Annotated in this window: 18 protein-coding genes and 2 pseudogenes; 18 read left to right on the top strand and 2 right to left on the bottom strand. The window is 71.4% G+C overall.

Annotated elements, in window-relative coordinates:
• The first annotated feature begins 34 nt into the window (after window positions 1-34).
• The 16 genes and pseudogenes from G9272_RS04730 (at window position 35) to G9272_RS04655 (ending at window position 19,843) form a co-directional block, all read left to right on the top strand.
• A complete protein-coding gene (locus tag G9272_RS04730) occupies window positions 35-1,249 on the top strand; it encodes an arginine deiminase (RefSeq protein ID WP_171395355.1) in 1,215 nt (404 codons plus the stop codon).
• A 34-nt stretch (window positions 1,250-1,283) separates the two neighbouring features.
• Window positions 1,284-2,284: pseudogene (gene argF, locus G9272_RS04725) on the top strand (ornithine carbamoyltransferase).
• 4 nt (window positions 2,285-2,288) lie between these two features.
• Window positions 2,289-3,212, top strand: coding sequence for a carbamate kinase (locus G9272_RS04720; RefSeq protein WP_171395354.1), 924 nt, complete (start codon window positions 2,289-2,291; stop codon window positions 3,210-3,212).
• 140 nt (window positions 3,213-3,352) lie between these two features.
• Complete coding sequence (gene pflB, locus G9272_RS04715) at window positions 3,353-5,611, top strand: formate C-acetyltransferase (RefSeq protein WP_171401839.1); 2,259 nt, start codon at window positions 3,353-3,355, stop codon at window positions 5,609-5,611.
• A 5-nt stretch (window positions 5,612-5,616) separates the two neighbouring features.
• Window positions 5,617-6,345 carry a pyruvate formate-lyase-activating protein gene (gene pflA, locus G9272_RS04710; RefSeq protein ID WP_171401838.1) on the top strand — a complete coding sequence of 243 codons (729 nt, stop codon included), beginning with the start codon at window positions 5,617-5,619 and terminating at the stop codon, window positions 6,343-6,345.
• Window positions 6,346-6,507: 162 nt separating this feature from the next.
• Complete coding sequence (locus tag G9272_RS04705) at window positions 6,508-7,419, top strand: universal stress protein (protein WP_171395353.1); 912 nt, start codon at window positions 6,508-6,510, stop codon at window positions 7,417-7,419.
• A 389-nt stretch (window positions 7,420-7,808) separates the two neighbouring features.
• Window positions 7,809-8,447 (top strand): DoxX family membrane protein, encoded by a 639-nt coding sequence (locus G9272_RS04700; protein WP_171395352.1) that lies wholly within the window; start codon window positions 7,809-7,811, stop codon window positions 8,445-8,447.
• Window positions 8,448-8,605: 158 nt separating this feature from the next.
• Window positions 8,606-9,511, top strand: a complete 906-nt coding sequence (locus G9272_RS04695) for a universal stress protein (protein WP_171395351.1) — start codon at window positions 8,606-8,608, stop codon at window positions 9,509-9,511.
• 23 nt (window positions 9,512-9,534) lie between these two features.
• Window positions 9,535-10,557: an alcohol dehydrogenase AdhP gene (gene adhP / locus G9272_RS04690; RefSeq protein ID WP_171395350.1), complete on the top strand. Its 1,023-nt coding sequence runs from the start codon at window positions 9,535-9,537 to the stop codon at window positions 10,555-10,557.
• On the top strand, window positions 10,554-11,435 hold the full coding sequence (locus G9272_RS04685) for a universal stress protein (protein ID WP_171395349.1): 882 nt from the start codon (window positions 10,554-10,556) through the stop codon (window positions 11,433-11,435). The genes adhP and G9272_RS04685 overlap by 4 nt, the downstream gene beginning before the upstream one ends.
• Before the next feature lie 44 nt (window positions 11,436-11,479).
• Complete coding sequence (locus tag G9272_RS04680; RefSeq protein WP_171395348.1) at window positions 11,480-13,864, top strand: phosphoketolase family protein; 2,385 nt, start codon at window positions 11,480-11,482, stop codon at window positions 13,862-13,864.
• Between the two features lie 144 nt (window positions 13,865-14,008).
• Window positions 14,009-16,702 (top strand): bifunctional acetate--CoA ligase family protein/GNAT family N-acetyltransferase, encoded by a 2,694-nt coding sequence (locus G9272_RS04675; RefSeq protein ID WP_171395347.1) that lies wholly within the window; start codon window positions 14,009-14,011, stop codon window positions 16,700-16,702.
• A 97-nt stretch (window positions 16,703-16,799) separates the two neighbouring features.
• On the top strand, window positions 16,800-17,297 hold the full coding sequence (locus G9272_RS04670; protein ID WP_171395346.1) for a flavodoxin domain-containing protein: 498 nt from the start codon (window positions 16,800-16,802) through the stop codon (window positions 17,295-17,297).
• Window positions 17,298-17,506: 209 nt separating this feature from the next.
• Window positions 17,507-18,577, top strand: a complete 1,071-nt coding sequence (locus G9272_RS04665; protein ID WP_171395345.1) for a zinc-dependent alcohol dehydrogenase family protein — start codon at window positions 17,507-17,509, stop codon at window positions 18,575-18,577.
• A gap of 19 nt (window positions 18,578-18,596) precedes the next feature.
• Window positions 18,597-19,271 (top strand): helix-turn-helix domain-containing protein, encoded by a 675-nt coding sequence (locus G9272_RS04660; RefSeq protein ID WP_171395344.1) that lies wholly within the window; start codon window positions 18,597-18,599, stop codon window positions 19,269-19,271.
• A 131-nt stretch (window positions 19,272-19,402) separates the two neighbouring features.
• Window positions 19,403-19,843: a pyridoxamine 5'-phosphate oxidase family protein gene (locus G9272_RS04655; protein WP_142267602.1), complete on the top strand. Its 441-nt coding sequence runs from the start codon at window positions 19,403-19,405 to the stop codon at window positions 19,841-19,843.
• Window positions 19,844-19,889: 46 nt separating this feature from the next.
• On the opposite strand, the pseudogene G9272_RS04650 reads toward G9272_RS04655, so the two are convergent.
• Window positions 19,890-20,808 (bottom strand): annotated as a pseudogene (locus G9272_RS04650) (glycoside hydrolase family 65 protein); the annotation flags it as partial.
• 437 nt (window positions 20,809-21,245) lie between these two features.
• On the opposite strand from G9272_RS04650, the gene G9272_RS04645 reads away from it, so the two are divergent.
• Window positions 21,246-21,902 carry a CBS domain-containing protein gene (locus G9272_RS04645; RefSeq protein ID WP_171395343.1) on the top strand — a complete coding sequence of 219 codons (657 nt, stop codon included), beginning with the start codon at window positions 21,246-21,248 and terminating at the stop codon, window positions 21,900-21,902.
• Window positions 21,903-21,973: 71 nt separating this feature from the next.
• Here G9272_RS04645 and G9272_RS04640 read toward each other — a convergent pair whose 3' ends face one another.
• Window positions 21,974-23,692 (bottom strand): GAF domain-containing sensor histidine kinase, encoded by a 1,719-nt coding sequence (locus G9272_RS04640; RefSeq protein ID WP_171395342.1) that lies wholly within the window; start codon window positions 23,690-23,692, stop codon window positions 21,974-21,976.
• A 261-nt stretch (window positions 23,693-23,953) separates the two neighbouring features.
• Here G9272_RS04640 and ppdK point away from each other — a divergent pair, with 261 nt between their 5' ends.
• Window positions 23,954-26,641, top strand: a complete 2,688-nt coding sequence (gene ppdK, locus G9272_RS04635) for a pyruvate, phosphate dikinase (protein ID WP_171395341.1) — start codon at window positions 23,954-23,956, stop codon at window positions 26,639-26,641.
• The last annotated feature ends 12 nt before the right edge of the window (window positions 26,642-26,653 follow it).

Below are 26,653 nucleotides of genomic sequence, written 5' to 3'. Positions count from 1 at the left end.
GACCACCCCACCTCCCGACAGAGGAACCCACGCCATGAACACGTTCCACGTCGACTCCGAGGTCGGCTCGCTGCGCCAGGTGATCCTGCACCGCCCCGGCATCGAACTCTCCCGACTGACCCCGCGCAATGTCGACGCTCTCCTCTTCGACGACATCCTGTGGGCCAAGCGAGCCCGCGAGGAGCACGACGCCTTCGCCCAGGTGCTGCGCGACCACGGAACGAAGGTCCACTACTTCGCCGACCTGCTCGCCCGGACCCTCGACCTTCCCGAGGCCCGCGACTGGCTGCTCGACCAAGTGATCACCCCCGCCACCGTCGGACCTGCCCTGTTCGACCCGGTCCGCGAGTTGTGCGCCGAACTCGACGGCGACACCCTCGCCGGACACCTCATCGGCGGGCTGCTCAAGAGCGATCTGCCGCTGGCCAGCCCGCACAGCCTGGTCTGGAACGCGCTCGACGCCGAGGACTTCGCGCTCGCCCCGCTGCCCAACCACCTCTTTCCGCGCGACAACTCCTGCTGGGTCTACGACCGGCTCTCGGTCAATCCCATGGCCAAGCCCGCCCGCCGTCGCGAGAGCCTGCACGCCGAAGCCATCTACCGGTTCCACCCGATGTTCGCCGACGCAGCGCCCGTACCGCTTCTCGACGGCCCCGTGGGCACGCTGGAAGGCGGTGACGTCCATGTCCTCGGGGGCGGGGCGGTCATGGTCGGCATGGGAGAGCGGACCACCGCCCAGGCCGTGGAGAACCTCGCCGCCCGGCTTTTCGCCGACGGCACGGCAAACCGGCTGGTCGCCGTCCAACTCCCCGCCACACGGGCGTACATGCACCTCGACACCGTGCTGACGATGGTCGACCGCGACACCTTCGTCGTCTATCCGGGCCTCGCCGACTCGCTGCGCTCCTGGACGCTCACCCCGAGCGACACGCGGGAGTGCGGCTTCGAGGTCGCGCCGAACTCGGACCTCGCCACCGCACTCGCCGCGGCACTCGACCTCGACAAGGTCCGGATGTTCTCCGCCCCGCAGGACATCCGCAACGCCGAGCGCGAGCAGTGGGACGACGGCAGCAACTTCCTCGCCCTCGCTCCCGGCGTGATCGTCGGCTACGAGCGCAACGTCACCACCAACACCTATCTGCGCAAGCAGGGCATCGAGATCGTCACGATCGCCGGCGCCGAACTCGGCCGAGGACGCGGTGGCCCGCGCTGCATGAGCTGCCCCATCGAGCGCGACCCGGTCGCCTGACCCGCGACCGACCGCCCCAGGGAGGGATTCCACCATGACCGTCGACCTCCGAGGCCGCTCCTGTCTGAGCGAACTCGACTTCACCGCCCGCGAGATCCACCATCTCCTCGACCTCGCAGCCGACCTCAAGGCGGCCAGGCGTGCCGGTACCGAGCGGCCCCGGCTCACCGGCAGGCACCTTGCGCTGATCTTCGAGAAGACCTCCACCCGCACCCGTTGTGCCTTCGAGGTCGCCGCCGCCGATCAGGGCGTCGCCACCACCTACCTGGGCCCCCGCGACACCCATGTCGGCGTCAAGGAGTCCATCGCCGACACCGCCCGTGTGCTCGGTCGTATGTTCGACGCCATCGAGTACCGGGGCTCGGCCCACTCGCTGGTCACCGAGTTGGCCGCCCACTCCGGGGTCCCGGTCTACAACGGCCTGACCGACACCGCGCACCCCACCCAGAGCCTGTGCGACGTCCTCACCATGCGCGAACACAGCCTCAAGCCGGTGCCTGACATCGGCTACTGCTACCTCGGCGACGCCCGCAACAACATGGGCAACTCCCTGCTGTCCATGGGCGCCCTGCTCGGCATGGATGTACGGATCGCCGCGCCCGCCCGCCTCTGGCCGGACCCGGCGCTGGTGACCAGGTGCCGAGAACTCGCCGAGCGCAGCGGCGCCCGGATCACCCTCACCGAGGACGTCGAGACGGCGTTCGCGGCGCCGACTTCCTGCACACCGACGTCTGGGTCTCCATGGGCGAGCCCGCCGAGACCTGGCGGGAGCGGATCAAGCTGCTGCTGCCGTACCAGGTCAACGACAAGACGCTGGCCGCCACCGGCAACCCGGACGTGAAGTTCATGCACTGCCTGCCGGCCCTGCACGACCGCCGTACCCGCCTCGGGCAGGACCTCTTCGACGCCTACGGCCTGGACGGACTGGAAGTCACCGACGACGTCTTCTCCTCGCCCGCGTCGATCGTCTTCGACCAGGCCGAGAACCGGCTGCACACCATCAAGGCCGTGCTTGTGGCCACCCTGGAGGGCTGAAGCCATGCGTATCGTCGTCGCCCTCGGCGGCAACGCCCTGCTCCACCGCGGCGAGCGCCCCGACGCCGCCGTCCAGCAGGCGAACATCGACCGGGTGGCCACCGCCCTGGCGGCTCTGGCACACGAGCACGAGGTCGTCCTCACCCACGGCAACGGCCCCCAGATCGGCCTGCTCGCCATGGAAAGCGCGTCCGACCCCGCCCTCAGCGCCCCCTATCCGCTGCACCTGCTCGGCGCCCAGACCCAGGGGATGATCGGCTCCCTGCTGGCCTGCACCCTGCACGACGCCCTGCCCGGCCGCCGGATCGCCACGCTCGTCACCCACACCCTCGTACGGGCCGACGATCCGGCCTTCGCACGACCCACGAAATTCGTGGGACAGACCTACTCCCGGGAGGCGGCTCGGTCCCTGGCACGCAAGCGGGGCTGGCACATCGCCCGGGACACCGGCGGCTGGCGCCGCGTGGTGCCCTCCCCGGTACCGGAACGGATCCTGGAGACCGACACGGTCCACGAACTGCTGAACGGCGGAGCTCTGGTGATCTGCGCCGGCGGGGGAGGCGTTCCCGTCACCGCCGACAAGGTCACCGGGGCGCTGACCGGGGTCGAGGCCGTCGTGGACAAGGACCTCACGGCCGCGCTGCTCGCCGAGGACCTCAAGGCCGACTTCCTGCTCGTCCTCACCGACGTCCCCTGCGTGTACGAGGACTACGGCACACCGGCCCAGCAGCCCGTACTCGACGCAACCCCTGCCGAGCTGCGGCGAAGGAGCCTTCCCGAAGGCTCGATGGGCCCCAAGGCCGAGGCGTGCGCCCGGTTCGTGGAACGCACGGGGGGACTGGCCGCGATCGGCGCCCTGGACGCGGCGTACGAGATCGTCCACGGCCGATCGGGCACGCTCGTCCGCCCCGAGATGGCAGCGGGCTGAGACGAAGGGCCGATCGGCCCGGGTGTGAGGGGCCGGTGGCCGCCCGCAGGTGTGCCGACGGACCCTCCCGGCAGCCGGGGCCGACGAGAAGGATCGGCAGTACAGAAGGAGCAACCGTGCGGACCGAGGAGAGACCGGCGATGACGGTAACGGTGACGGCTGGACCCCGGACGCCGCAGGCGTGGCGGGACTTCGCCGGCGCAGGCTGGCGCGAGCGGATGGACGTCCGCGACTTCATCCAGGCGAACTACACGCCGTACGAGGGTGACGCGGCCTTCCTGGCCGGCCACACCGAGCGCACGCGCGCGGTGTGGGAGAAGGTGAGCTCCTTGTTTCCCGAGGAGCGGCGCCGGGGCATCCTCGATGCCGACCCGGGTAATCCGTCCACGATCACCTCGCACCGGCCGGGCTTCATCGACCGTGACCGCGAGCTGATCGTCGGCCTCCAGACCGATGCCCCGCTGCGGCGGGCCATCATGCCCAACGGCGGCCTGCGGATGGTCGAGAACGGGCTGAAGGCGTACGGCTACCAGGCAGATCCCTTTGTCACCCGGGTCTTCGGCACCTACCGCAAGACCCACAACGACGGTGTCTTCGACGCCTACACTCCCGAAATGCGCACCGCACGCAAGGTGGGCATCATCACCGGCCTGCCGGACGCCTACGGCCGTGGCCGGATCATCGGCGACTACCGGCGGGTCGCCCTGTACGGCACCGACCGGCTGATCGAGGCCAAGCAGGCCGAGAAGGCCCTGCTGGACACACAGCCCTCCACCTCGGACGTCATCCGTGATCGCGAGGAACTCGCCGAGCAGATGAGGGCGTTGAGGGAACTGGCGGAGATGGCGGCCACCTACGGCTGCGACGTCTCCCGCCCCGCCGCCACCGCCCACGAGGCCGTGCAATGGCTCTACCTCGGCTTCCTGGCCGCGGTGAAGGAGCAGAACGGCGCCGCCATGTCGCTGGGCCGCACCTCCACCTTCCTGGACGTCTACCTCCAGCGGGACCTGGTCGCGGGGCTCATCGACGAGACGCGTGCCCAGGAACTGATCGACGACTTCGTGATCAAGCTGCGGATCGTGCGGTTCCTGCGCACCCCCGAGTACGACGCGCTGTTCTCCGGCGACCCCACCTGGGTGACGGAGTCCATCGGCGGCATCGGCGACGACGGCCGCACGCTGGTCACCCGCACCTCCTTCCGTTTCCTTCAGACCCTGTACAACCTCGGTCCGGCCCCCGAGCCCAATCTGACCGTGCTGTGGTCGCCGCGACTCCCCGCCGGCTTCAAGAAGTTCTGCGCCCAGGTCTCCATCGACACCAGCGCGATCCAGTACGAGTCCGACGACCTCATGCGCCCGCGCACGGGCGACGACACCGCGATCGCCTGCTGTGTCTCGGCGATGGCCGTCGGCAAGCAGATGCAGTTCTTCGGGGCGCGGGTCAACCTCGCCAAGGCACTGCTGTACGCCGTCAACGGCGGCCGGGACGAGATGACCGGCGAACAGGTCGCCCCCGAGGCACCTGCGCTGACGGGTGAGTACCTGGACTTCGCCGAGCTGTCGGCGGCTTACGACCGCGTCCTGGACTGGCTGGCGGAGACATACGTCAACACCCTCAACGTCATCCACTTCATGCACGACAAGTACGCCTACGAGCGCATCGAGATGGCCCTGCACGATCATCCGGTGCACCGGTTCATGGCCTGCGGGATCGCCGGACTCTCGGTCGCCGCCGACAGCCTGTCCGCCGTCAAGCACGCGCGGGTGAAGGTGTTCCGCGACGCCACCGGTCTCGCCGTCGATTTCCGCACCGAGGGGGAGTTCCCGGCCTACGGCAACAACGACGACCGCGCCGACAGCATCGCCGTCGGCCTCGTGGAGTCCTTCATGGCCAAGGTCCGCAAGCACCCCACCTACCGGGACGCCGAACACACCCAGTCGGTACTGACCATCACCTCGAACGTCGTCTACGGCAAGCACACCGGCAACACCCCCGACGGCCGGAGGGCCGGCGCGCCCTTCGCGCCCGGCGCCAACCCGATGAACGGGCGCGACCGCCATGGCGTGGCCGCCTCCGCCCTCTCCGTCGCCAAGCTGCCGTACGAACAGGCGCGGGACGGGATCTCGCTGACCACGACGATCACTCCGGAAGGCCTGGGGCACGACCCGGACGAGCGCGCGGATCACCTGGCCGGGATCCTGGACGCGTACATGTCCTCTGGCGGCTTCCACATGAACGTCAACGTCCTGGACCGGGCGACCCTGGAGGACGCAATGGAGCACCCGGAGAAGTATCCGGAGCTGACGGTCCGGGTCTCCGGATACGCCGTCAACTTCGTCCGGCTGACCCGTGAACAGCAGCTCGACGTGATCAGCCGCACCTTCCACGGTTCGCTGTGAGCACGATGATCAAGGGCCGGATCCACTCCTGGGACCTCTCCACCGGCGTGGACGGTCCCGGGACCCGGTTCGTGCTCTTCGTCAGCGGCTGCTCGTTGCGCTGCCTGTACTGCGCCAACCCCGACACCTGGCACATGCGCGACGGCCGGGAGACCACGGTGGAGGAGGTGATGGCCGAGATCGAGAAGTACCGGGCCTTCGTCACGACGGCAGGCGGCGGAGTCACTCTCACCGGTGGCGAGCCCCTTCTCCAGTCCGCCTTCACCGCTGCCGTGCTCCATCGCTGCAAGGAACTCGGGCTGCACACCGCCCTCGACACCTCCGGCTTTCTCGGCGTCCGTGCCGACGACACGCTCCTCGCCGACACCGACCTGGTGCTCCTGGACATCAAGTCCTTCGACATCGGCACGTATCGCAAGCTGACCGGCGGTGAGCTGGCCCCCACCCTCAACTTCGCCACTCGCCTGGACCGGCTCGGCGTCCCCGTGTGGATCCGTTACGTCCTGGTCCCCGGCTGGACCGACGACGAGACCGCCGTCGACGGCCTGGGCGCGTTCCTGGCCGGGCTGGGCAACGTCGACCGGGTCGACGTCCTGCCCTTCCACAATCTCGGCAGCCACAAGTACGAGGCCCTCGGGATCCCCTTCCCGCTCAAGGACACCCCGACGCCCGACCGGGACCTCGTCCAGCGGGTCCGTGCACAGTTCCGCGAGCACGGGGTGCGGGCGGTGTGAGCCGGCACCCGCCTCTCCGCGCGACCCCGCCGCCACCCTGTGGACGCGGGGCGTTCGCCCCTCTCGTGGGCCGGTCGGCCCTCAGGAGGGACCCTCCGGCCTCTTCTGCCTCGGATCACGGGGCTCGGAGACTTACGGTGCATCCCCCAAGGAGGTCCGCACATGCCCACCATCACCGTCGGTCTCGACGGCTCGCCCGCAAGTCTCGCCGCCGCAGACTGGGCGGCTCGGGAAGCGGTACAGCGAGAGGCGCTCCTGCACCTCGTTCATGCCGAGGACCCGCCCCCTCCCTACGCGCCGTTCGGTGGCGTTCCGTCGCTCGGCGCGATCGACGGGCAACACGAGTGGGCCGCGGATCTGCTGCGCAAGGCCGAGTCCCGGCTCGCACGGCGCCACCCCGGTCTGCTGATCACCAGCCGGCTCACCGGAGACCAGGCCGTCCCCGCACTGCTGGCCGCCGCCGCGGACAGCGATCTGCTGGTCCTGGGGTCCCGGGGCCTGGGTACCGTCGCCGGGTTCCTGGTCGGCTCCGTGGCACAGGCCGTCGTGGCGCGTACCGTACGACCCGTCGTCCTCGTTCGGGCCACTGAGCACGCAGCGGACGAGCACCTGCCGGACGCCGCGGGCGCCGGGGCGACCACCACTCCGTACCGTGACGTGGTGCTGGGGCTGGACCTGGAACAGCCGAGCGATACCGTCATCGAGTTCGCCTTCAGGGCCGCTCAGCAGCGCGCGGCCGGTCTGCGCGTGGTCCATGGCTGGAACCCGGCCGCCGTCTACGGCTACGCCGCCGCCGTGGACGCGGGACTCAACGAAGAGCTGGCCGAGGAAACACGGAACGGGCTGAGCGACGTCCTGCGGCCGTGGAAGGACAGGTTCCCCGGGGTCAAACTGCATGAGCAGGCCGTGATCGGTGGCGCCGGCCGTCATCTCGTGCACGCCTCGCGGGACGCGGCGCTCGTCGTCGTCGGCCGCAAGAACCGCCGTGCGGCGGTCGGCGGCCGCGTCGGCCCGGTGACACACGCCGTGCTGCAACACGCCTCCGCACCGGTCGCGGTGGTGCCGCACGACTGACCCCGGGGCCGGGTGTCCACCGCTCGCCGCGCCACCTCCGGTACGCGTCCACGGCAGTGGGCGGGGCAGGGAAGATCAGTCCCCGCCCGCTGACTCCGTCAGGCAGGCCGTGTGCGTCCGAGTCGTCCCGCAGGCGCTGCGTCACACGGGTGAGGGCGAACACGACTTCGTGCCGGGCGAGTTCGCGGCACGGTTCGTCGAGGAGAGGTGCCCGAGGCCCCGGCGCACTCCGTGTGTCGGGCGTGCCGTGTCGATGCCCAACAGCCCCTCAAGACAGGGCCGTTCAGCCCCATGGTCGCGGACCTTCGGCATCCGGCGCCGTCCGGTGCACAGGACCAGAGTGAGTCACGTCAGACAACGACCCGACCGTCTTCGAAGGGAAACCCACCATGTCCGTGCACGAGCACCCGCACCGGAGCACCGGCTTCCACCTGCCGTCACTGCGCGGGAACCCGGCCGCCACCGCATCCGAGTCCGCCGAGTCGGCAGTGTCGTCAGACACCGGCACGCACACCGTGCGGGCCTACGTCCTCGCCTCCCTGCGCCTGCTCACCGGGTTCGTCTTCCTGTGGGCCTTCCTCGACAAGACCTTCGGCCTCGGCTACGCGACTCCGTCCGGCAAGGGCTGGATCGACGGCGGATCGCCGACGAAGGGCTTCCTCGGCTCCGTCGCCGTCGGGCCGATGGAGTCCACCTTCCACTCCTGGGCCGGCGACCCGTGGGCGAACTGGCTGTTCATGCTCGGTCTGCTCGGGATCGGCCTCGCGCTTGTCCTCGGTGTCGCGCTGCGGATCGCCGCCGTCGCCGGGACCGCGATGATGATCCTTATGTGGGTCGCCGAGTGGCCGCCCGCGCGGCACATCTCGGACGGCTCGCTGAGCATGTCGACGAACCCGTTCGCCGACTACCACCTGATCTACGCCGTCGCCCTGATCGTCCTGGCCGCCACCGCGGCCGGCGACACCCTCGGCGCGGGTCGGCTCTGGGCCCGGCTGCCGATCGTGCGTGACCACGGCTGGCTGCGCTGAACGCAGGCGGCGCGGTGGGCCCGTCACCCGGCCCCGGCCCGCCGCGCCGAGCCCTCTCCTGGGCCGTCCGGTCCCGATCCGGGACCAGTGGCCCCTGCACAACGAACCCCCCTAAGACGACGCTGGAATCGGATCCCTCGCCCCAGGAGGTGGAGATCATGCTCCGCACCATCACCGTAGGTCTCGACGGCTCGCAGGAGAGCCGGGCAGCCGCCGAATGGGCGGCTCGCGAAGCAAAGCTGCGCGACCTGCCCCTGAAGATCGTCCACGTCTGGGAGCCGGTGCCGGAGCCCATGGCCGAGGCCCCGCTCCTCGGGGCGGAGACCCAGCAGCACTGGACCGAGCGGATTCCCCGCGAGGCAGCCGAGGGCATCGGTCTGCGGCACCCGGGCGTCGAGGTGATCAGGGAGCAGCTCTCCGGACACCCGGGCCATGCGCTGGCCGAGGTGGCGAAGAGTGCCGAACTGCTTGTCCTGGGCTCTCGTGGTTTCGGCGGGATCGGCGGGTTCATGGTCGGCTCGGTCGGCTTGTCCGTCGTCGCCCACACGGACCGCCCCGTGGTGCTGGTGCGGGCGCTGGAGCAGGCCGCCGACGAGCACGAGCCGGACCCGGCAGGCGTTCCCTCCACCGCGACCCCGTTCCGGCCGGTGGTGCTCGGACTCGACGTCGAGCACCCGGACGAGACGCTGATCGAGTTCGCCTTCGACGCCGCCAGGCGCCGCGCGACGTCCCTGAGGGTCGTCCACGGCTGGAACCCGCCGCCCTACTACGCGTACGGCACACCAGCCAACCCCGCACTGCACGAGGCACTGGCCCTGAGTGATGCCGAGGCGCTGGCCGAGGCCGTGGCCCCCTGGCGGAAGAAGTTCCCGGACGTGGAGGTCGTCGAGCAGTCCCGCTACGGCAGCCCCGCGATCCACGTCGTGGAGGCCTCCCGTCACGCATCCCTGGTCGTCGTGGGCCGGCGCATTCGCCACAGCTCCTTCGGCGCCCACGTCGGGCACGTCACCCACGCGATCCTGCACCACTCCACCGCCCCCGTCGCCGTCGTCCCGCACAGCTGATTCACCCTGAGGAGAAGAGACCCATGAAGGCAGCGGTCGTACGCGCGTTCGGCGAGCCACTGGTCATCGAGGAGCGCCCCGACCCGGAGCCCGGCCCCGGCCAGGTCCGCGTCCGGGTGGAGGCGTCCGGGCTGTGCCACACCGACATCCACGCGGCCCACGGCGACTGGCCGGTCAAGCCGAACCCGCCGTTCGTTCCCGGGCACGAGGGTGTCGGCCTGGTGGAGGCGCTCGGCGAAGGCGTCACCCATCTCGCCGTCGGGCAGCGCGTCGCCGTGCCCTGGCTCGGCAGGGCCTGCGGGCGGTGCGAGCACTGTCTGTCCGGCTGGGAGACCCTGTGCGAGCAGCAGATCAACACCGGCTACGGCTGCGACGGCGGCTACGCCGAGAAGATGCTCGCCTGGGCCGACTTCGCCCAGCCCGTACCCGACGGGATCAGCGCCCTGGAAGCCGCCCCGCTGACCTGCGCGGGCGTGACGACGTACAAGGCGCTGAAGGTCGCCGACGTCAGGCCCGCTCAGCTCGTCGCGATCTCCGGGATCGGCGGGCTCGGCCACCTGGCCGTGCAGTACGCGAAGATCGCGGGCGCCACGGTCGCCGCGATCGACGTCACCGACGAGAAGCTCCGGCTGGCCGCGGAACTCGGCGCGGACATCGTCATCGACGCCCGCAAGGAGGACGTCGGCGAGGTGCTCAAGCGGCACGGCGGCGCCCACACCGCCATCGCGCTCGCGGTGAACGACGCGGCCTTCGAAGCCGTCAACTCCGGGCTGCGGCGCGGCGGCAAGCTGGTCATGGTGGCCCTGCCCGCGCACGGCACGGTCCGCGTGCCCATCTTCGACACCGTTCTCAACGGCACCTCGGTGATCGGCTCGATCGTCGGCACCCGGCAGGACCTCGCCGAGGTCTTCCAGCTGCACGCGGCCGGCCGCACGAAGGTCATCTACGAGACCCGACCTCTGGCCTCGGTGAACGAGTCCATCGACGAGGTACTGCGCGGCCAGGTCAAGGCACGCATCGTCTTCGACCTCGGAGCGCAGCGGTGAACACGGTGGGACTGCCCCTGGTCGTCGGTGTGGACGGCTCCGAGCCGAGCCTGCGCGCCGTCGACTGGGCGGCCGACGAAGCAGCTCTGCGCGCCGTGGCGCTGAAGGTGGTGTACGCCTCCCTCTGGGAGCGCTATGAGGGCAGCGCACTCGCTTCGGACGTCGGCAAGCCGTCGGAGGAGGTGAGGGCGGACGACATCGTGGGGGCCGCCGCGCGGCGTGCCCTCCGCCGTCGACCGGGCCTGAAGGTCTCCGCGGACGTGCTGCCCGAGGAGCCGGAGTACGCGCTGGTGCGGGAAGGGCGCAATGCCTCCGCGCTGGTGCTCGGCACCCGGGGCCGCAGCGGCCTCGTCGAGATGCTGCTCGGGTCCGTCAGCCTCACCGTGGCCGCACACGCGGACTGCCCGGTGATCGTGCTGCGCGGCAGCCACGACAACCGGGTGGGCGCGGAGTCGCGGGGGCGCGTCGTGCTCGGCGTGGGGGAGACGGGGAAGGACTCCGCGGCGACGGGCTTCGCCTTCCAGGAGGCGAGGCTGCGCGCCGCACCCCTGGACGCCGTGCGCGCGTGGCGGTGCCCCGCACACGAGAGCGTGGACCACCCTCTCCTCGCCGGCGAGCCGGCGCGACTGCACGAGGAACACGCCGCCGAAGCTCTGGAAGAGGCCCTGAAGGACGCCCCGACGGACGTCGAACTGCACCGACGCACCGTCGAGGGACCCGCCCGCAGAGTCCTGCTCGACGCCTCGCGCGACGCCGGCCTGCTGGTGGTCGGTGCCCGGCGCAACCCCGGGCACCTCGGGCTCCAGCTCGGGCGTGTCGCCCACGGAGTCCTGCACCACGCCGCCTGCCCTGTCGCGATCGTGCCCGAGCAGGCGTGAGCGCCCAGCGACCCGACCGACCACTCGACGCCTTCGGAGTCACCATGTCCACCGTCCGGCACCAGGACGCCACCGCACCCACCGACGAAGAGCTGCGCACTCTGGACGCACACTGGCGCGCCGCCAACTACCTGGCCGCCGGACAGATCTACCTGATGGCGAACCCGCTGCTGCGGGAGCCGCTGCGACCCGAGCACATCAAGCCGCGGCTGCTCGGGCACTGGGGCACCTCGCCCGGTCTCAACCTCGTCCACACGCACCTCAACCGGGTGATCAAGACCCGAGGGCTCGACGCGCTGTGCGTATGGGGTCCGGGCCACGGCGGTCCCTCGATCCTCGCCAACTCCTGGCTGGAGGGCAGCTACACCGAGACCTACCCGGACGTGACGCGCGACGAGGACGGCATGGCCCGGCTGTTCCGCCAGTTCTCGTTCCCCGGTGGCGTGCCCAGCCATGTCGCCCCGGAGACCCCCGGCTCGATCCACGAGGGCGGCGAGCTCGGCTACTCGCTGGCCCACGCCTACGGCGCAGCCTTCGACAACCCGGACCTCCTCGTCGCCTGCGTGATCGGCGACGGCGAGGCGGAGACCGGGCCGCTGGCCGCCGCCTGGCACTCCAACAAGTTCCTCGACCCCGTCCACGACGGCGCGGTCCTGCCGATCCTGCACCTCAACGGCTACAAGATCGCCAACCCGACGGTGCTCTCGCGCATCCCGGAGGCCGAACTCGACGAGCTGCTGCGCGGCTACGGCCACGAGCCCCTGCACGTGACCGGCGACGACCCGGCCCAGGTACACCGGGCCATGGCCGCAGCGATGGACGACGCACTCGACCGCATCGCCGTCATGCAGCGCACCGCCCGCGAGGACGGTGTCACCGAGCGCGTGCACTGGCCCATGATCGTGCTGCGCACCCCGAAGGGCTGGACCGGACCGGCCGTGGTGGACGGCGAACCCGTCGAAGGCACCTGGCGCGCCCACCAGGTGCCCCTGTCCGGGGTCCGTGAGAATCCGGAGCACCTGCGGCAGCTGGAGGCGTGGCTGCGCTCGTACCGACCCCGGGAACTCTTCGGGCCCGACGGCCGTCCCACCGCCGACGTCCTCGCCTGTGTCCCGGACGGCGCCCAGCGGCTCGGCGCCACCCCGCACGCCAACGGCGGCCTGCTCGTGCGCGACCTGCCCGTCCCACCGCTCGACGACTTCGCCGTACCCGTCGACAAGCCGGGCACCACCCTGCACGAACCGACCCGCGTTCTCGGCGACCTCCTCGCCCGGGTGATGCAGGACACCGGCGAGCGACGGGACTTCCGCCTCGTCGGCCCGGACGAGACCGCGTCCAACCGGCTTCAGGCCGTCTTCGACGTCAGCGGAAAGGCCTGGCAGGCCGAACACCTGCCGGTCGACGAGCACCTCGAACGCCACGGCCGGGTGATGGAGATCCTCTCCGAACACACCTGCCAGGGCTGGCTGGAGGGCTATCTCCTGACCGGCCGGCACGGCCTGTTCTCCTGCTACGAGGCGTTCGTGCACATCGTCGACTCGATGGTCAACCAGCACATCAAGTGGCTCAAGACGGCAAGGGAGTTGCCCTGGCGCGCGCCCATCGCCTCCCTCAACTACCTGCTCACCTCGCACGTCTGGCGCCAGGACCACAACGGCTTCTCGCACCAGGACCCCGGCTTCGTCGACCACGTCCTCAACAAGAGCCCCGAGGTCGTCCGCGTCTACCTCCCGCCGGACGCCAACACGCTCCTGTCGGTCGCGGACCACGCCCTGCGCAGCCGCGACTACGTCAACGTCATCGTGGCGGGCAAGCAGCCCTGCTTCGACTGGCTCTCCATGGACGCCGCCCGGGCCCACTGCGCCCGCGGGGCCGGCATCTGGGAGTGGGCCGGCACCGACAACGGCACCCGCGAACCCGACGTGGTCCTCGCCTGCGCGGGCGACGTGCCCACCCTGGAGGTGCTGGCCGCCGCGCAGCTGCTCCGCCGGCATCTGCCCGACCTGGCCGTGCGCGTGGTCAACGTCGTCGACATGACCCGGCTCCTCCCGCGCGAGGAACACCCGCACGGGATGAGCGACTTCGAGTACGACGGACTGTTCACCCAGGACAAGCCGGTGATCTTCGCCTACCACGGCTACCCCTGGCTGATCCACCGCCTCGCCTACCGCCGCACCGGGCACAGGAACCTTCACGTGCGCGGCTACAAGGAGTCCGGCACGACGACGACGCCGTTCGACATGGTCGTCCGCAACGACCTCGACCGCTACCGCCTCGTCATGGACGTCATCGACCGCGTCCCCGGCCTCGCCGTGCGGGCCGCCGCGGTACGCCAGCGGATGGCCGACGCCCGCACCCGTCACCAGGCCTGGATCCGGGAGCACGGCACCGACCTGCCCGAGGTCGCCGACTGGACCTGGACGGCCTGACCCGGCCCGACGACGCCGCCCGCCCCGGGACCATCAGCGGAACGGGGGGCCGATCGGCCCCCAGTTCCGCCCCGGACAGCCCATGGGACCGCCCTCCGGTCTGCCGGACGATCGAAGTGTCGAGAGCCATGGAGGAGACCTGCGATGACGGACGACCTGATCGACCGGCCCACGGTCCACGCCCTGCTCGCCGACGGCACCACCGTGCGCATACGGCCCGTGCGGCCGAGTGACCACGACCAGCTGCAAGGGTTCTACGAGGAGATGTCGGCGGACAGCCTCCGCCTGCGGTTCTTCTCGGCGAGCCGACGGTCGGCCGCCACGGCCGCCGACCGGGCCTGCGCCCCGACCCGCCCGGGCTACCGGGCCCTGCTGGCCGAGGCGGACGGCCGGGTGATCGGCCTCGCCGAGTACGACACCGCCGGGGAGAAGGACGACGCCGAGGTGTCCATCGCCGTCGCCGACGGTCTGCACCACCGGGGCGTGGGCACCCTGCTCGTCGAGCACCTCGTCTCGGCGGCGCACGCCGAGGGCATCACCACCTTCACGGCCGACGCGCTGAGCGAGAACCACGAGGTGCTCCGTCTCTTCGCCGACCTCGGCCTGCGCACCTCCCGCCGCTTCGAGGGACCGGAGGTGCGCTGCACCGTCCACCTCGACCAGGACGACACCTACCTGTCGGCCGTCGAGGCCAGGGGCCGCGCCGCCGACGTGGCCAGCCTCCTGCCGTTGCTGCGCCCGGACGCCGTCGCCGTCGTCGGTGCCGGACGCACGCCGGGATCGGTGGGCCGGGCGATCCTCCACCATCTGCACCAGGGCGGCTTCACCCGGCGGCTCTTCGCCGTGAACCCCCGCGTCACCTCGGTGCTCGGTGTGCCGTCCCACCCGTCCGTCGCGGCCCTGCCCAAGACCCCCGACCTCGTCATCGTGGCAGTGCCGGCCGGCGCGGTCCCGGCCGTCGCCGACGAGTGCGGCCGGGCCGGGGTGCGTGCGCTCGTCGTCGTCACCGCCGGACTCGACCGCACCCAGGCGCGGTCCCTGCTGGACGCCTGCCGCACCTACGGCATGCGGCTCGTCGGACCCAACTGCCTCGGTGTCGCCAACACGGACCCCGAGCTGAGCCTCGACGCCACCTTCGCCGCCGAACACCCCCGACCCGGGACGGCCGGTGTCGCCGTGCAGTCCGGAGGCGTCGGCATCGCCCTGCTCGACGGGCTCTCCCGGCTGGGCATCGGAGTCTCGTCCTTCGTCTCGCTCGGCGACAAGTTCGACGTCAGCGGCAACGACCTGCTCCAGTGGTGGGAGAGCGACGGCCGCACCGACCTCGCCCTGCTGCACCTGGAGTCCTTCGGCAACCCGCGCGCCTTCTCCCGTACCGCCCGCCGCGTCACGCGTCGCATCCCGGTGCTCACCGTCGACACCGGACGCACGGACGCGGGGCGCCGAGCGGCCGCCTCGCACACCGCTGCCGCCGCCACCCGCACCATGACCCGCGGCGCGCTGTTCACCCAGGCCGGCATCACCGCGACCCGCTCGGTCGGCGAGCTCCTCGAAACCGCGGCCCTGCTGCACTCCCAGCCGCTGCCGGAAGGCACCCGCGTCGCGATCGTCACCAACGCGGGCGGCGCGGGAGTGCTGGCCGCCGACGCCTGCGCGGAGGCGGGGCTGGCCCTTCCCCCGTTCACCCCCGCCATGGTCGAGGAACTGCTCGGCGTGCTGCCGGACGGCGCCGCCATCGGCAACCCCGTCGACGCCACCGCCGCCGTGTCCGAGCAACAGCTGACCGCATGCGTCGACCGTCTGACCCGGTGCACCGGTATCGACGCCGTCGTCGTCGCCCTCGTCCCGACGGCGGTCGCGGTGGCCACCGGTGACGACCTGGTGCGGGCCGTCACCGCCGCTCCCGGCCGGCGGGCGATGCCCGTGCTCGCCGTACGCCTGGAGCAGGACCGGTCCATCAGACTGCTGCCCGCCGCCGACGGCGGCACGATCCCCTCCTACGCCGAACCGCAGGCCGCGGCCCGTGCCCTCGCCCGCGCCGCCGACCGGGCCGCCTGGCTGGCCAGGCCCGCCGGTGTGGTCCCGGTCCTCGACGACGTCGAGACCGTGCGGGCCCGAACGGTCGTCGAGGAGTACCTCGCGCTGACACCCGACGGCGGCTGGCTCGACCCCCGCGCCTGCGCCGACCTGCTCGCCTGCTACTGCATTCCGCAGATCCCCTGGGCATGGGCCGAGACCGAGGACGAGGCCGTCCTGGCCGCCGAGCGGCTGCACGGGCTCGACGGCCGGGTGGTCATGAAGGCCCAGTGGCCCGGACTCGTCCACAAGAGCGCACAGCACGCCGTCCACCTCGACCTGCGCGGCGACTCCCAGGTGCGATCGGCCTTCCGTGACCTGGCGACCCGCTTCGACGGACTGATGACCGGAGTGGTCCTACAGCCGCTCGCCGCTCGCGGCACAGAGCTGTTCGCGGGCGTCGTCCAGGACGAGGTCTTCGGCCCGCTCGTCCTGTTCGGGCTCGGCGGTACCGCGACGCAGGTGCTCGCCGATCACGCGGCCCGCCTCGCCCCGCTCACCGACCGCGACGTGCACGAACTGATCACCTCGCCACGCTGTGCCCCGCTGCTGCTGGGCGCGAACGGAAGCGCCCCCGTCGACCTGGAGGAGCTGGAACAGCTGCTCCAGCGGTTGTCCCGGATGGCCTCCGACCTTCCGCAGCTCGCCGAGGTCGACTTCAACCCGGTTCTGGCGGCGCCCGGCGGTGTCACCGTGCTCGACGCGCGGGTGCGACTTCTGCCGCGCCGCCCCCAGGACCCCTACCTGCGCCGACTGCGCTGAGGAGGGAGATCGCCGTTGCCAGGTCCCGACGCGGCGCAGGCGTTGCACGGCGCGGCCGACGACCGGCCGGGCCGGCTGTGAGAGGAGGCGTATCACCATGACCGACACCGTGCTGGTCACCTACGGATCCACGAACGGATCGACAGCGCAGATCGCCGAAGCGGTCGCCGGGGTACTGCGGAAGGAAGGGCTGACGGTCGACGCACTGCCGGCAGGCGCCGTGCCGAGCGTGGCGTCGTACGACGCCGTGGTGGTCGGCGGCGGGCTGTACGCCGGGCGCTGGCAGAAAGACGCACGCCGGTTCGTCCGCCGCCACCGCCGTCTTCTCGCGGAGCGACCGGTCTGGTTCTTCAGCAGCGGTCCGCTGGACGCATCGGCATCGGAACGGGACATCCCGCCCGTGCGCGGTGTGAGGCGGGCGATGACACGCGTGTCCGTCCGGGAGCACGTCACCTTCGGCGGCTGTCTCGAGGAAGGCGCGAAGGGGCGTGTGGCCGGGATGATCCTCCGCTCCGGAAAGGGCGGCGACTTCCGCAACTTCGACGCGATCGAGACGTGGGCGGCGGGCGTGGCCCGCGAGCTGACGCGGGAGTAGGGGCGTGACCGCGGGCCGCCGACCGCTGGTGGACCCGTTCGGCAGGCCATGGGGGCCGGACGGCCCAAGCGTCGCACCTCCGCACCGGACAGGCTGGACCCGCGGGGCGATCCCGGCGCTCAAGTCGACGCCGGGTCCGCAGGGGGCGGCGACCACCACCGCTCCTCCCGGCTCCGCAACGCACGAGACCGACGAGGGTGAGGAAGGTCATGAAAGGCTTTGTCTTCCACGGTCCCGGGCAGTCCGCATGGCAGGACGTCCCGGACCCGGCCGTCAAGGAGCCCACCGACGCCATCGTGCGGGTCGACGCCGTCACCATCTGCGGCACGGACCTGCACATCCTCAAAGGCGACGTCCCCGAGGTGCGCCCGGGCACGGTCCTGGGGCATGAGGCCGTCGGCGAGATCGTGGAGGTCGGCGGCGACGTCCGGACCGTCCGTCCGGGCGACCGTGTGCTGGTCTCCTGCATCAGTGCCTGCGGGCGCTGCCGCTTCTGCCGCGAGAGCGCCTACGGCCAGTGCCGGGGCGGCGGGGGCTGGATCCTCGGCCACCTGATCGACGGCACTCAGGCCGAGTACGTCCGCGTCCCCTACGCCGATCTGTCCGTGCACGCCCTGCCCAGCGCGGTGCAGAACAAGGATGCCGTCCTGCTGGCGGACATCTTCCCGACGTCGTACGAGGTGGGCGTCCTGAACGGCCACGTACGCCCGGGCGACACCGTCGCCGTCGTCGGAGCGGGCCCCATCGGCCTCGCGGCGATCATCACGGCGCGACTGTTCGCGCCCGAGCGGATCGTCGCCGTCGACCTGGCCGCGTCCCGGCTGGAAGCGGCCCGGCGGCTCGGCGCCGACGCCGTGGCCGACGCGCGCGAGGACCCCGAGCAGCTGATCGCCGACCTCACCGACGGGCTCGGCGCCGACGTCGTCATCGAGGCGGTCGGCGTGCCGGAGAGCTTCGAGCTCTGCACGCGGATGGTGCGCCCCGGCGGTCACGTGGCCAACGTCGGAGTCCACGGCAAGCCCGCCACGCTCCACCTGGAAGACCTGTGGATCAAGAACGTCACGATCACCACGGGCCTGGTGGACACCCACTCCACCCCGACCCTGCTGCGCATGGCCGCCGCCGGCCGACTGCCCACCGCACAGCTGGTCACCCACACCTTCCCGCTGGACCGCATGGAGGAGGCGTACGACGTCTTCGCCCGGGCCGCCGACACCGGCGCGCTCAAGGTGGTGCTCGGCGAACAGCCGCACGAGGAAGTTGCCGTCCCGGCGGCCTGACGAGAGGACGTGACGAGCCATGGCCGAACAGACACACGCGAGTGCGACGGAGCGGCTCCCTTCGGGTGACCTGGGTCGCCGACTCGCCGCACGCCGACTCCAACTCGGACTGACACACGAGGAGACGGCCGCCCGAGCGGACATGGACCCCGGCTATCTGCGTCACCTGGAGCAGCATTCCGACGCCGCCCCGAGCCGAGCCGCACTGCTCAAGCTGGCGGCTGCTCTGGAGACCACGCTCTCGGCGCTCACCGGAGGCGACGCCGATCTGCCCCCCGGACCCGGACAGGCCGGGCATGATCCACAATTCACCGAGCTGAGCAGGACCGAGTGCGGTGACCTGCTCTCGACCCACGGTGTGGGAAGGCTCGCGGTGCCCACGGCATCCGGGCCGGTGATCGTCCCCGTCAACTACAGCGTCATCGACGGCACGATCGTCTTCAGGACCGCCCGCGGTGCGACGCCGGCGCTGGCGGCCGGCTGCTCGGTGGCCTTCGAGATCGACCGCATCGACGCGGCGTTCAGCCAGGGCTGGAGCGTACTGGTGCGGGGACGCGCGCGCCTGGTGACGGACGTCCACGAAGCGAACCGCCTCGCGGCACGGGCGCACAGCACACCATGGGCGGGCGGCCGGCGCGACATGTGGGTGCGGATCGATCCGTACTCCGTCACCGGGCGCCGGATCACCGTCTGAACCGGGCCCTTCTCAGGGCGGCCCGGGACCGATGGCCCCTGGCCACGGCGTGCCGTGCGGTCCGACCATGGACGCGGCGGTGCGCCCCCTCATCGGGTGCGCGTCATCAGATGCGAGAGAAGAGAAGGCAGATGTACGCCAACGACGGATTCCGCGAACTCGACCGACAGGAGTGCGTACGCCTGCTGGGCACGGTCCCCGTGGGGCGTATCGTCCACACCCGGCAGGCGCTGCCCGCAGTGCTGCCCGTCAACTTCTGTCTGGACGGCGACGACGCGATCCTGCTGCGAACCTCCGCGACGTCGGAGCTGGTGGGCGCGATCGACGGGGCGGTGGTCGCCTTCGAGGCCGACGCGGTCGATGCCGCCGCCCACTCCGGCTGGAGCGTCGTGGTCACCGGCACCGCCACCCTGATCACCGACCCGGCCGAGCACACGCGGCTCCTGAGCGCGGGGCCGCGGTCCTGGGTGCCCGCGCCGCGGGAGGTCTTCGTCCGCATCGACCCGGAGCTGGTCCGGGGGCGTGAACTCGTCGGCGGACACACGTTGTACGGAGTGGACCTCGGCTCCTGAGCACTCAGGGCCGGGCCCGGTGCCTCACCGACGCTGAGGCATGGCCGCGGTACGCCTCGCCGGGGACGTCCAGCTCCGCCCTCCGCCACAGCTGGTCCCAGGCGGTCAGGTGTGCTTCGAGCAACTCGTCGAAGGCGGGTGCCGCGCCCACCCGTTGGATCGCGGCGTCCAGCGGGTCACTGATCGCGGGGTCCCGGGAGGTGTGCAGAGCGACGGTCTTGACGACGGTGACCGTACGGGTCCGGCAGCAGACTCACGCGCACTCGCCGACCGGCGCGCGGTCCCTTGTGCCGGGCGGTGACGACGGGCGCTTCGGCGGTCAGCCGGGCCGCCATGCCGATCCGGACGTCGGAGGTGCGGGTCCGGCAGCGCAACCACACGGTGTCCGGCGCGGCGGTACCCGTGTGCACGTGGGTCAGGTGGTGGCCGTCCAGTTCCCGGTAGCGCGGTACCCCCGCGTTGGCGACTCCGCCGTCCAGAGCCGCCTCGACCTCGAGGTCTCCGGAGAAGCCCTCGGCCCTGAAGTCGGTGCGCAGACAGGCCAGATGGGGGTCTGCCATGTGTACGAGACGTTGCTGCCGGACGGTGAGCGACCGGCCCTCGCCGAACGTGTACCGCGTACTGCGCTCCAGCAGTCCGGAGTCCAGATGCAGCACCTGCCGGTGGTGGAGGACCTCGGCCGTGTCGGGGCCGAGCCACTGCTGCCCGGCGAGGCGGTACCGCAGGGGCAGCCAGTTCGGGAGGTTGACCATGTCCTCGTTCTCCACCCGGCGTCCCGCGACGTCCGTGGTGAACCGGTCGTAGCAGCCGGCGACGTAGGTGCCGGGGTAGTGCACGTCGTCCGCCGTGCACTCCGGCAACGCCCCGCGAGTGGCGAAGTATCCGTTGCCCAGCGTGCACAGCGACTCCCGCGGGCGTTCGTCCGCCGGGCCGTAGCCTTCGTACTCCCAGGTCCGGCCCGTCATCGCCCTGTTCCCCCGACGAGCAACTCCAGGAGATCGTTCGGGGCCGATCGGCCCTGGTGGCCGGGCGGCCCTCCGTGGTGTGGTGGAGACGACGGGAGGGGCGCGACACAGACGCGGAGAAGCGATCGACGGCGGTCGTGCACCGCGCAATCAGGATCCGCGAGAAGCGGGTGACGCCCTTCCCGTCCTGTGTTCGCGGCGCCTTCTGGACCTGGCCCGGACATCCGGCGCCGGAGACCGAGTGCGCCGGAGACCGGGTCTGCCGATGGTCCTGAACACCGAACGGCAGCCGGATCGTCCCAGCGGTCGGCGTGCGCGACGCGAGCGAGGCAGGGACGACGCCGAGCCCGGGCAGGCGGCCACGCGCGAGGACGCGGGGCGCAGCTGCGGCTCGGCCCGCGTCTCCTGGCCTCATCCGACCCTTCGAGGAGGAGACCATGAACAGCAGCCCGCACGTCGTGAGCGACGTGATGACACGCGCCGTCATCGCCGTCGGCCGCGACGCGTTGTTCAAGGACATCGTCCAGCTCATGGAGCGTTGGAAGGTCAGCGCCCTCCCCGTGCTCGAGGGCGAGGGCCGGGTGATCGGCGTCGTCTCGGAGGCGGATCTGCTGCCGAAGGAAGAGTTCCGGGACAGCGATCCGGACCGGTTCACCCAGCAGCGGAGGCTGTCCGACCTGGCCAAGGCCGGCGCGGTGACTGCCGAGGAACTGATGAGCAGCCCGGCGATCACCGTGCACGGCACCACCACTCTGGCCGAGGCGGCCCGCATCATGGCCCGGCGCGGCGTCAAGCGGCTGCCGGTGATCGACGACGAGGGCATGCTCCAGGGCGTCGTCAGCCGCTCGGATCTGCTCAAGGTGTTCCTGCGCAATGACGAGGAGCTCACCGAGGAGGTGCGCCATGAGGTCGTCGACCGCCTGTTCCCGCTGTCCGCCGACCACATCCGGGTCGAGGTGGCCGAGGGCGTCGTGACCCTCACGGGATGGGTGGACGGCCCGCGGTTGGTACCGGTGGCCGAACGCCTGGCGCGGGCCGTCGAGGGCGTCGTCGACGTCCGCTGCCACCTCTCCGCACGCCTCGGAGCGGAGTGACCTGCTGTGACGTACCTCGTCGAGCGATCGGCGCCCTACGGCGTCGCGCCGCAGCGGTGTGGGACGGACGCCTAACCTTCCTGCACCGGTGCCCGCCACATCAGCGAGGTGCCACCGCCGGAAGGTTTCGCCAGTTCGAGGCGACCACCCAGCTGCTCGGCCCGCTCCGCCATGTTCCGCAGTCCGCTGCGGCGGCCCTCGGGCGGAATGCCGACGCCGTTGTCCGTGATCGACAACCGCACCTCGCGCCCGTCGGTCGTGAGGACCACCTCGGCCCGGTCGGCACGGGCGTGACGCGCGATGTTGGTCAGAGCCTCGGAGAGGACCGCCACGACATGATCGGCGACCTCCTTCGGCACATCGGTGTCCAGCAGGCCCTCCATCCGCACACTGGGGGCGAAGGCCAGGACCGGCGCCGCCTCCCCCACGACCCGCATCGCGCGGGCCCGCAGTCCGGTGCCGTCGGCTCCCTCGCGGGTGCGGAGGCCGAAGATCGTCGAGCGGATGATCTTGATGGTCTCGTCGAGGTCGTCGACAGCCCGCGCCACGCGCTCGGAAGCCTCGGGATGTTCGATGAAGCGGCCCGCGCTCTGCAGCGTCATGCCGGTGGCGAAGAGCCGCTGGATCGCGAGGTCGTGCAGGTCGCGTGCGATGCGGTCGCGGTCCGTGAGCACGGCGATCTGCTCGGCGTCCTGACGGCGCTCCGCCAGCTCCATCGCGACGGCGGCCTGCGCGGCGAATACCTGCAAGGTCTCGGTCTCCGTCGTGGTGAACACCGGCCGGCCGGCTTCCCGCGCCAGCAGCACCACACCACGCACACCCGCGTCGCCGGTACCGATGGGCATGGCCACGGCGGGGCCCAGCCCCCCGAAGCGCGGAGGCTCCAGGGAGATCCGCTCATCGTGGGCGACGTCTTCGCTGGTGACCGGAGCCGCTCCGGAGAAGGCAAGTCCCATCAGGCTCCTGTCCATCGACAGGACGAGCCCCCGGTGCGCGTCGGCGTCCAGTCCGACGGCGATCTCGACGCCGAGCGACCCGGTGTCCTCCATGGGCAGGGCGACCGCCGCCAGCGCCGCCTCGGTGATCTCGCCCGCCCGCTCGGCGATCAGGCGAAGGACCTCGGTGCGCCCACCACCCGCCATCAGGCTGTGGGTGATCTCGGCGTTCGCCCGAAGCCAGCGCTCGCGCAGCCGGGACTCGGCGTACAGCCGGGCGTTGTCGATGGCGACGCCGGCCGCGACGGCCAGGGTGAGCGTGACGGAGATGTCCTCCTCGTCGAACTGCCCACCGCCGCGCTTCTCGGTCAGGTACAGGTTGCCGAACACCTGGTCGCGGACCCGGATCGGGACGCCGAGGAAGGTGTTCATCGGCGGGTGGTGGGGCGGGAAGCCGTACGAGGCCGGGTGCTCGGAGATCTTCGCGAGCCGAAGAGGCTCCGGGTGGCGGATCAGCTCTCCGAGGATGCCGTGTCCCTCGGGGTAGGGGCCGATCGCGGCGATCTGCTCCTCGGTGACCCCGATGGTGTGGAAGGCCGACAACCGCTTGCCGTCAGGACCGATCACGCCCAGCGCGGCGTACTCCGCGTCGACGAGCACCGCAGCCGCTTCGACAATGCTGTGGAGGGCCTGCTCAAGGTTTAGCTCCCGGCCGACCGAGAGCACGGCCTCCAGCAGGCTGTGCACCCGGTCCCGAGTGCCTCGCGCGGCGTCCAGCCGTGCTTGCAACTCCTCCAGCAGCTCGTCCAGCCTGAGCTGAGGCAGCCGTACACGGGCTTCCCCGGGGCTTCCCACCTGTGTTCCTCCAAGTCCGCTCACCGAACGGACACCCACTGGTCCGACCATGTGCCACGGTAACGGTCGCCAGTCCGGGGTGTAAGCGGAACCGGCCGAGTCGCCACGCCCGTCGGCGTGCCCGCCACAGGCCGGACCCTGTCGTGCAAAGGGGGCCGGTCGGCCCACCGGACGGGACGGACAGCACCTGTCCCCGCCGCCGATCCCCGCCGGACGCTGTAGTCGTACCGAGTCCGCAGACACAGCGAGGAGACCGGCGTCATGGTCCGTTACGTGTACGAGTTCACAGACGGCGGCCGTGACATGGCCGACCTGCTCGGCGGCAAGGGGGCCAACCTGGCCGAGATGACCCGGCTGGGCCTGCCGGTCCCGTCGGGCTTCACCGTGACCACCGAGGCGTGTCGGGCCTTCCTGGCGAGCGGCTCGGAACCGGAGGGCATGCTGCAGGAGGTGTCCCGGCACCTCTCCGTCCTGGAGAAGTCCGCCGGGCGCCTGCTGGGCCAGCGTGACGATCCGCTGCTGGTGTCCGTCCGGTCCGGAGCACGGTTCTCCATGCCCGGCATGATGGAGACCGTCCTGGACATCGGCCTCAACGACGAATCCGTCCTCGGACTGGCCAAGGCGTCCGGCAGCGACCGCTTCGCCTGGGACTCCTACCGCCGACTCGTTCAGATGTTCGGCAGTACGGTCATGGGGGTCGACTCGGCCCTGTTCGACGAGGCCATGACCCTGCTCAAGGAAACCCGCGAAGCCCCTGACGACCTGCACCTCGACGCGAACGACCTCGCCTGGCTCGTCGAGACGTACAAGCGGCTGATCCACGACCAGACGGGACAGGAGTTCCCCCAGTCCCCCGCCGAGCAACTGCGCCTGGCGATCCTCGCGGTCTTCCGTTCCTGGAACGGCGAACGGGCCCGGCTGTACCGCCGGCGCGAGCACATCCCCGACGACCTGGGCACCGCCGTCACCGTACAGCGCATGGTGTACGGCAACCGGGGCACCGACTCCGGCAGCGGTGTCGCCTTCACCCGCGACCCCGCCACCGGGCGGCCCGGCCTCTACGGCGACTACCTCTCCAACGCCCAGGGCGAGGACGTCGTCGCCGGCATCCGCAACACCGTGCCGCTGGCCGATCTCGAGCGGCTGGACGCGGACTCGTACCGGCGGCTGCTCGACCACATGGGGACCCTGGAGCGCCACTACCGCGACCTCTGCGACATCGAGTTCACGATCGAGCGCGGCACGCTGTGGATGCTCCAGACCCGGGTCGGCAAGCGGACCGCCGAAGCCGCGTTCGCCATCGCCGCCGAACTGGTGGACGAAGGGCAGATCACGCCGGAGGAAGCACTGGCCCGGGTCGGCGGGGACGGCCTCGCCCGGCTGATGTTCCCCCGCTTCGACACCGCCGTCACCGGCGACGCGCTCGCCCACGGGCTTCCGGCCTCCCCGGGTGCGGCGGTCGGCGCGGCGGTGTTCGACTCCGCCGAGGCCGTACGGCGTGCCGCGGCCGGCGAGAAGGTGGTGCTCGTCCGCCAGGAGACCACCCCGGACGACCTGCCCGGCATGGTGGCCGCCGAAGCCGTGCTGACCAGCCGGGGCGGCAAGACGAGCCACGCGGCCGTCGTCGCCCGCGGCATGGGCAAGGTGTGCGTCTGCGGCGCGGAGGAACTCACCGTGCACACCGAGGCCCGGCGGTTCACCACCCCCGACGGCACCGTCGTCGAGCAGGGCACGGTCATCTCGGTGGACGGCTCCGTCGGCGCCGTGTACGCGGGTGAAGTCCCGCTGGTCGCCTCCGCCGCCATGCGCTACCTGGAGACCGGCGAAGAGTCCGACAGCGTGGTGGCCGGGGTGGCCCGCGCCCTCCAGCACGCCGACTCCGTACGGCGGCTGGAGGTCCGGGCGAACGCCGACACCCCCGAGGACGCGGCCCGCGCCCGCCGCTTCGGCGCGCAGGGCATCGGTCTGTGCCGTACCGAGCACATGTTCCTCGGCGAGCGGCGCAAGCTGGTCGAGCGGATGATCCTGGCCCGCACCGACGCCGAACGCGACCAGGCGCTGAACGCTCTTCTCCCACTTCAGCGGCAGGACTTCGCCGGCATCCTGGAGGCCATGGACGGCCTGCCCGTGACCATCCGCCTGCTCGACCCGCCGCTGCACGAGTTCCTCCCCGACCACACCGAACTCGCCGTACGGATCGCCGCAGCCGAGGCCCGCGGCGAGCAACCGGACCCGCACGACGTCGAGTTGCTCGACGCGGTGAACCGCATGCACGAGGAGAACCCGATGCTCGGTCTGCGGGGCGTGCGGCTGGGCCTGGTGGTGCCTGGACTGGTCGCCATGCAGGTACGGGCGATCGCCGAGGCGGTCGTGGCACGAATGAGGGCAGGGGGCTCCCCCGAGGCCGAGATCATGGTGCCGCTGGTCGGCGCGGTCGAGGAACTCAGGCTCGCCCGCGAGGAGGTGGAGCGGGTGCTCGCCGAGGTCACCGCCGAGACGGGCGTGCCCCTGCACTGCCCCGTCGGCACCATGATCGAACTTCCCCGGGCGGCGCTCACCGCGGGCCGGATCGCCGAGGAGGCCGAGTTCTTCTCCTTCGGCACGAACGACCTGACGCAGACCACGTGGGGCTTCTCCCGCGACGACGTCGAGGCCGCGTTCTTCTCCGCCTACCTCGACAAGGGCATCTTCGCCACCTCCCCCTTCGAGACCCTCGACCGCGACGGAGTGGGCCGACTCATCCGGATCGCGGTCGACGAGGGCCGCGCCGCACGCCCCGACCTGAAGATCGGCGTCTGCGGCGAACACGGCGGCGACCCCGAGTCCGTGCACTTCTTCCATGCGGCGGGCCTGGACTACGTCTCCTGCTCCCCGTTCCGTGTCCCGGTGGCGCGGCTGGAGGCCGGCAGGGCCGCCCTGCCCGCGACGGAAGGGAGCGACAGCCGCTGACATGCTCGGGGG

The organism is Streptomyces asoensis (assembly GCF_013085465.1).
Lineage (GTDB): Bacteria > Actinomycetota > Actinomycetes > Streptomycetales > Streptomycetaceae > Streptomyces > Streptomyces cacaoi_A.
Note: the sequence above shows the minus strand (reverse complement) of the source record. Positions and strands in the feature narration are given on the sequence as shown.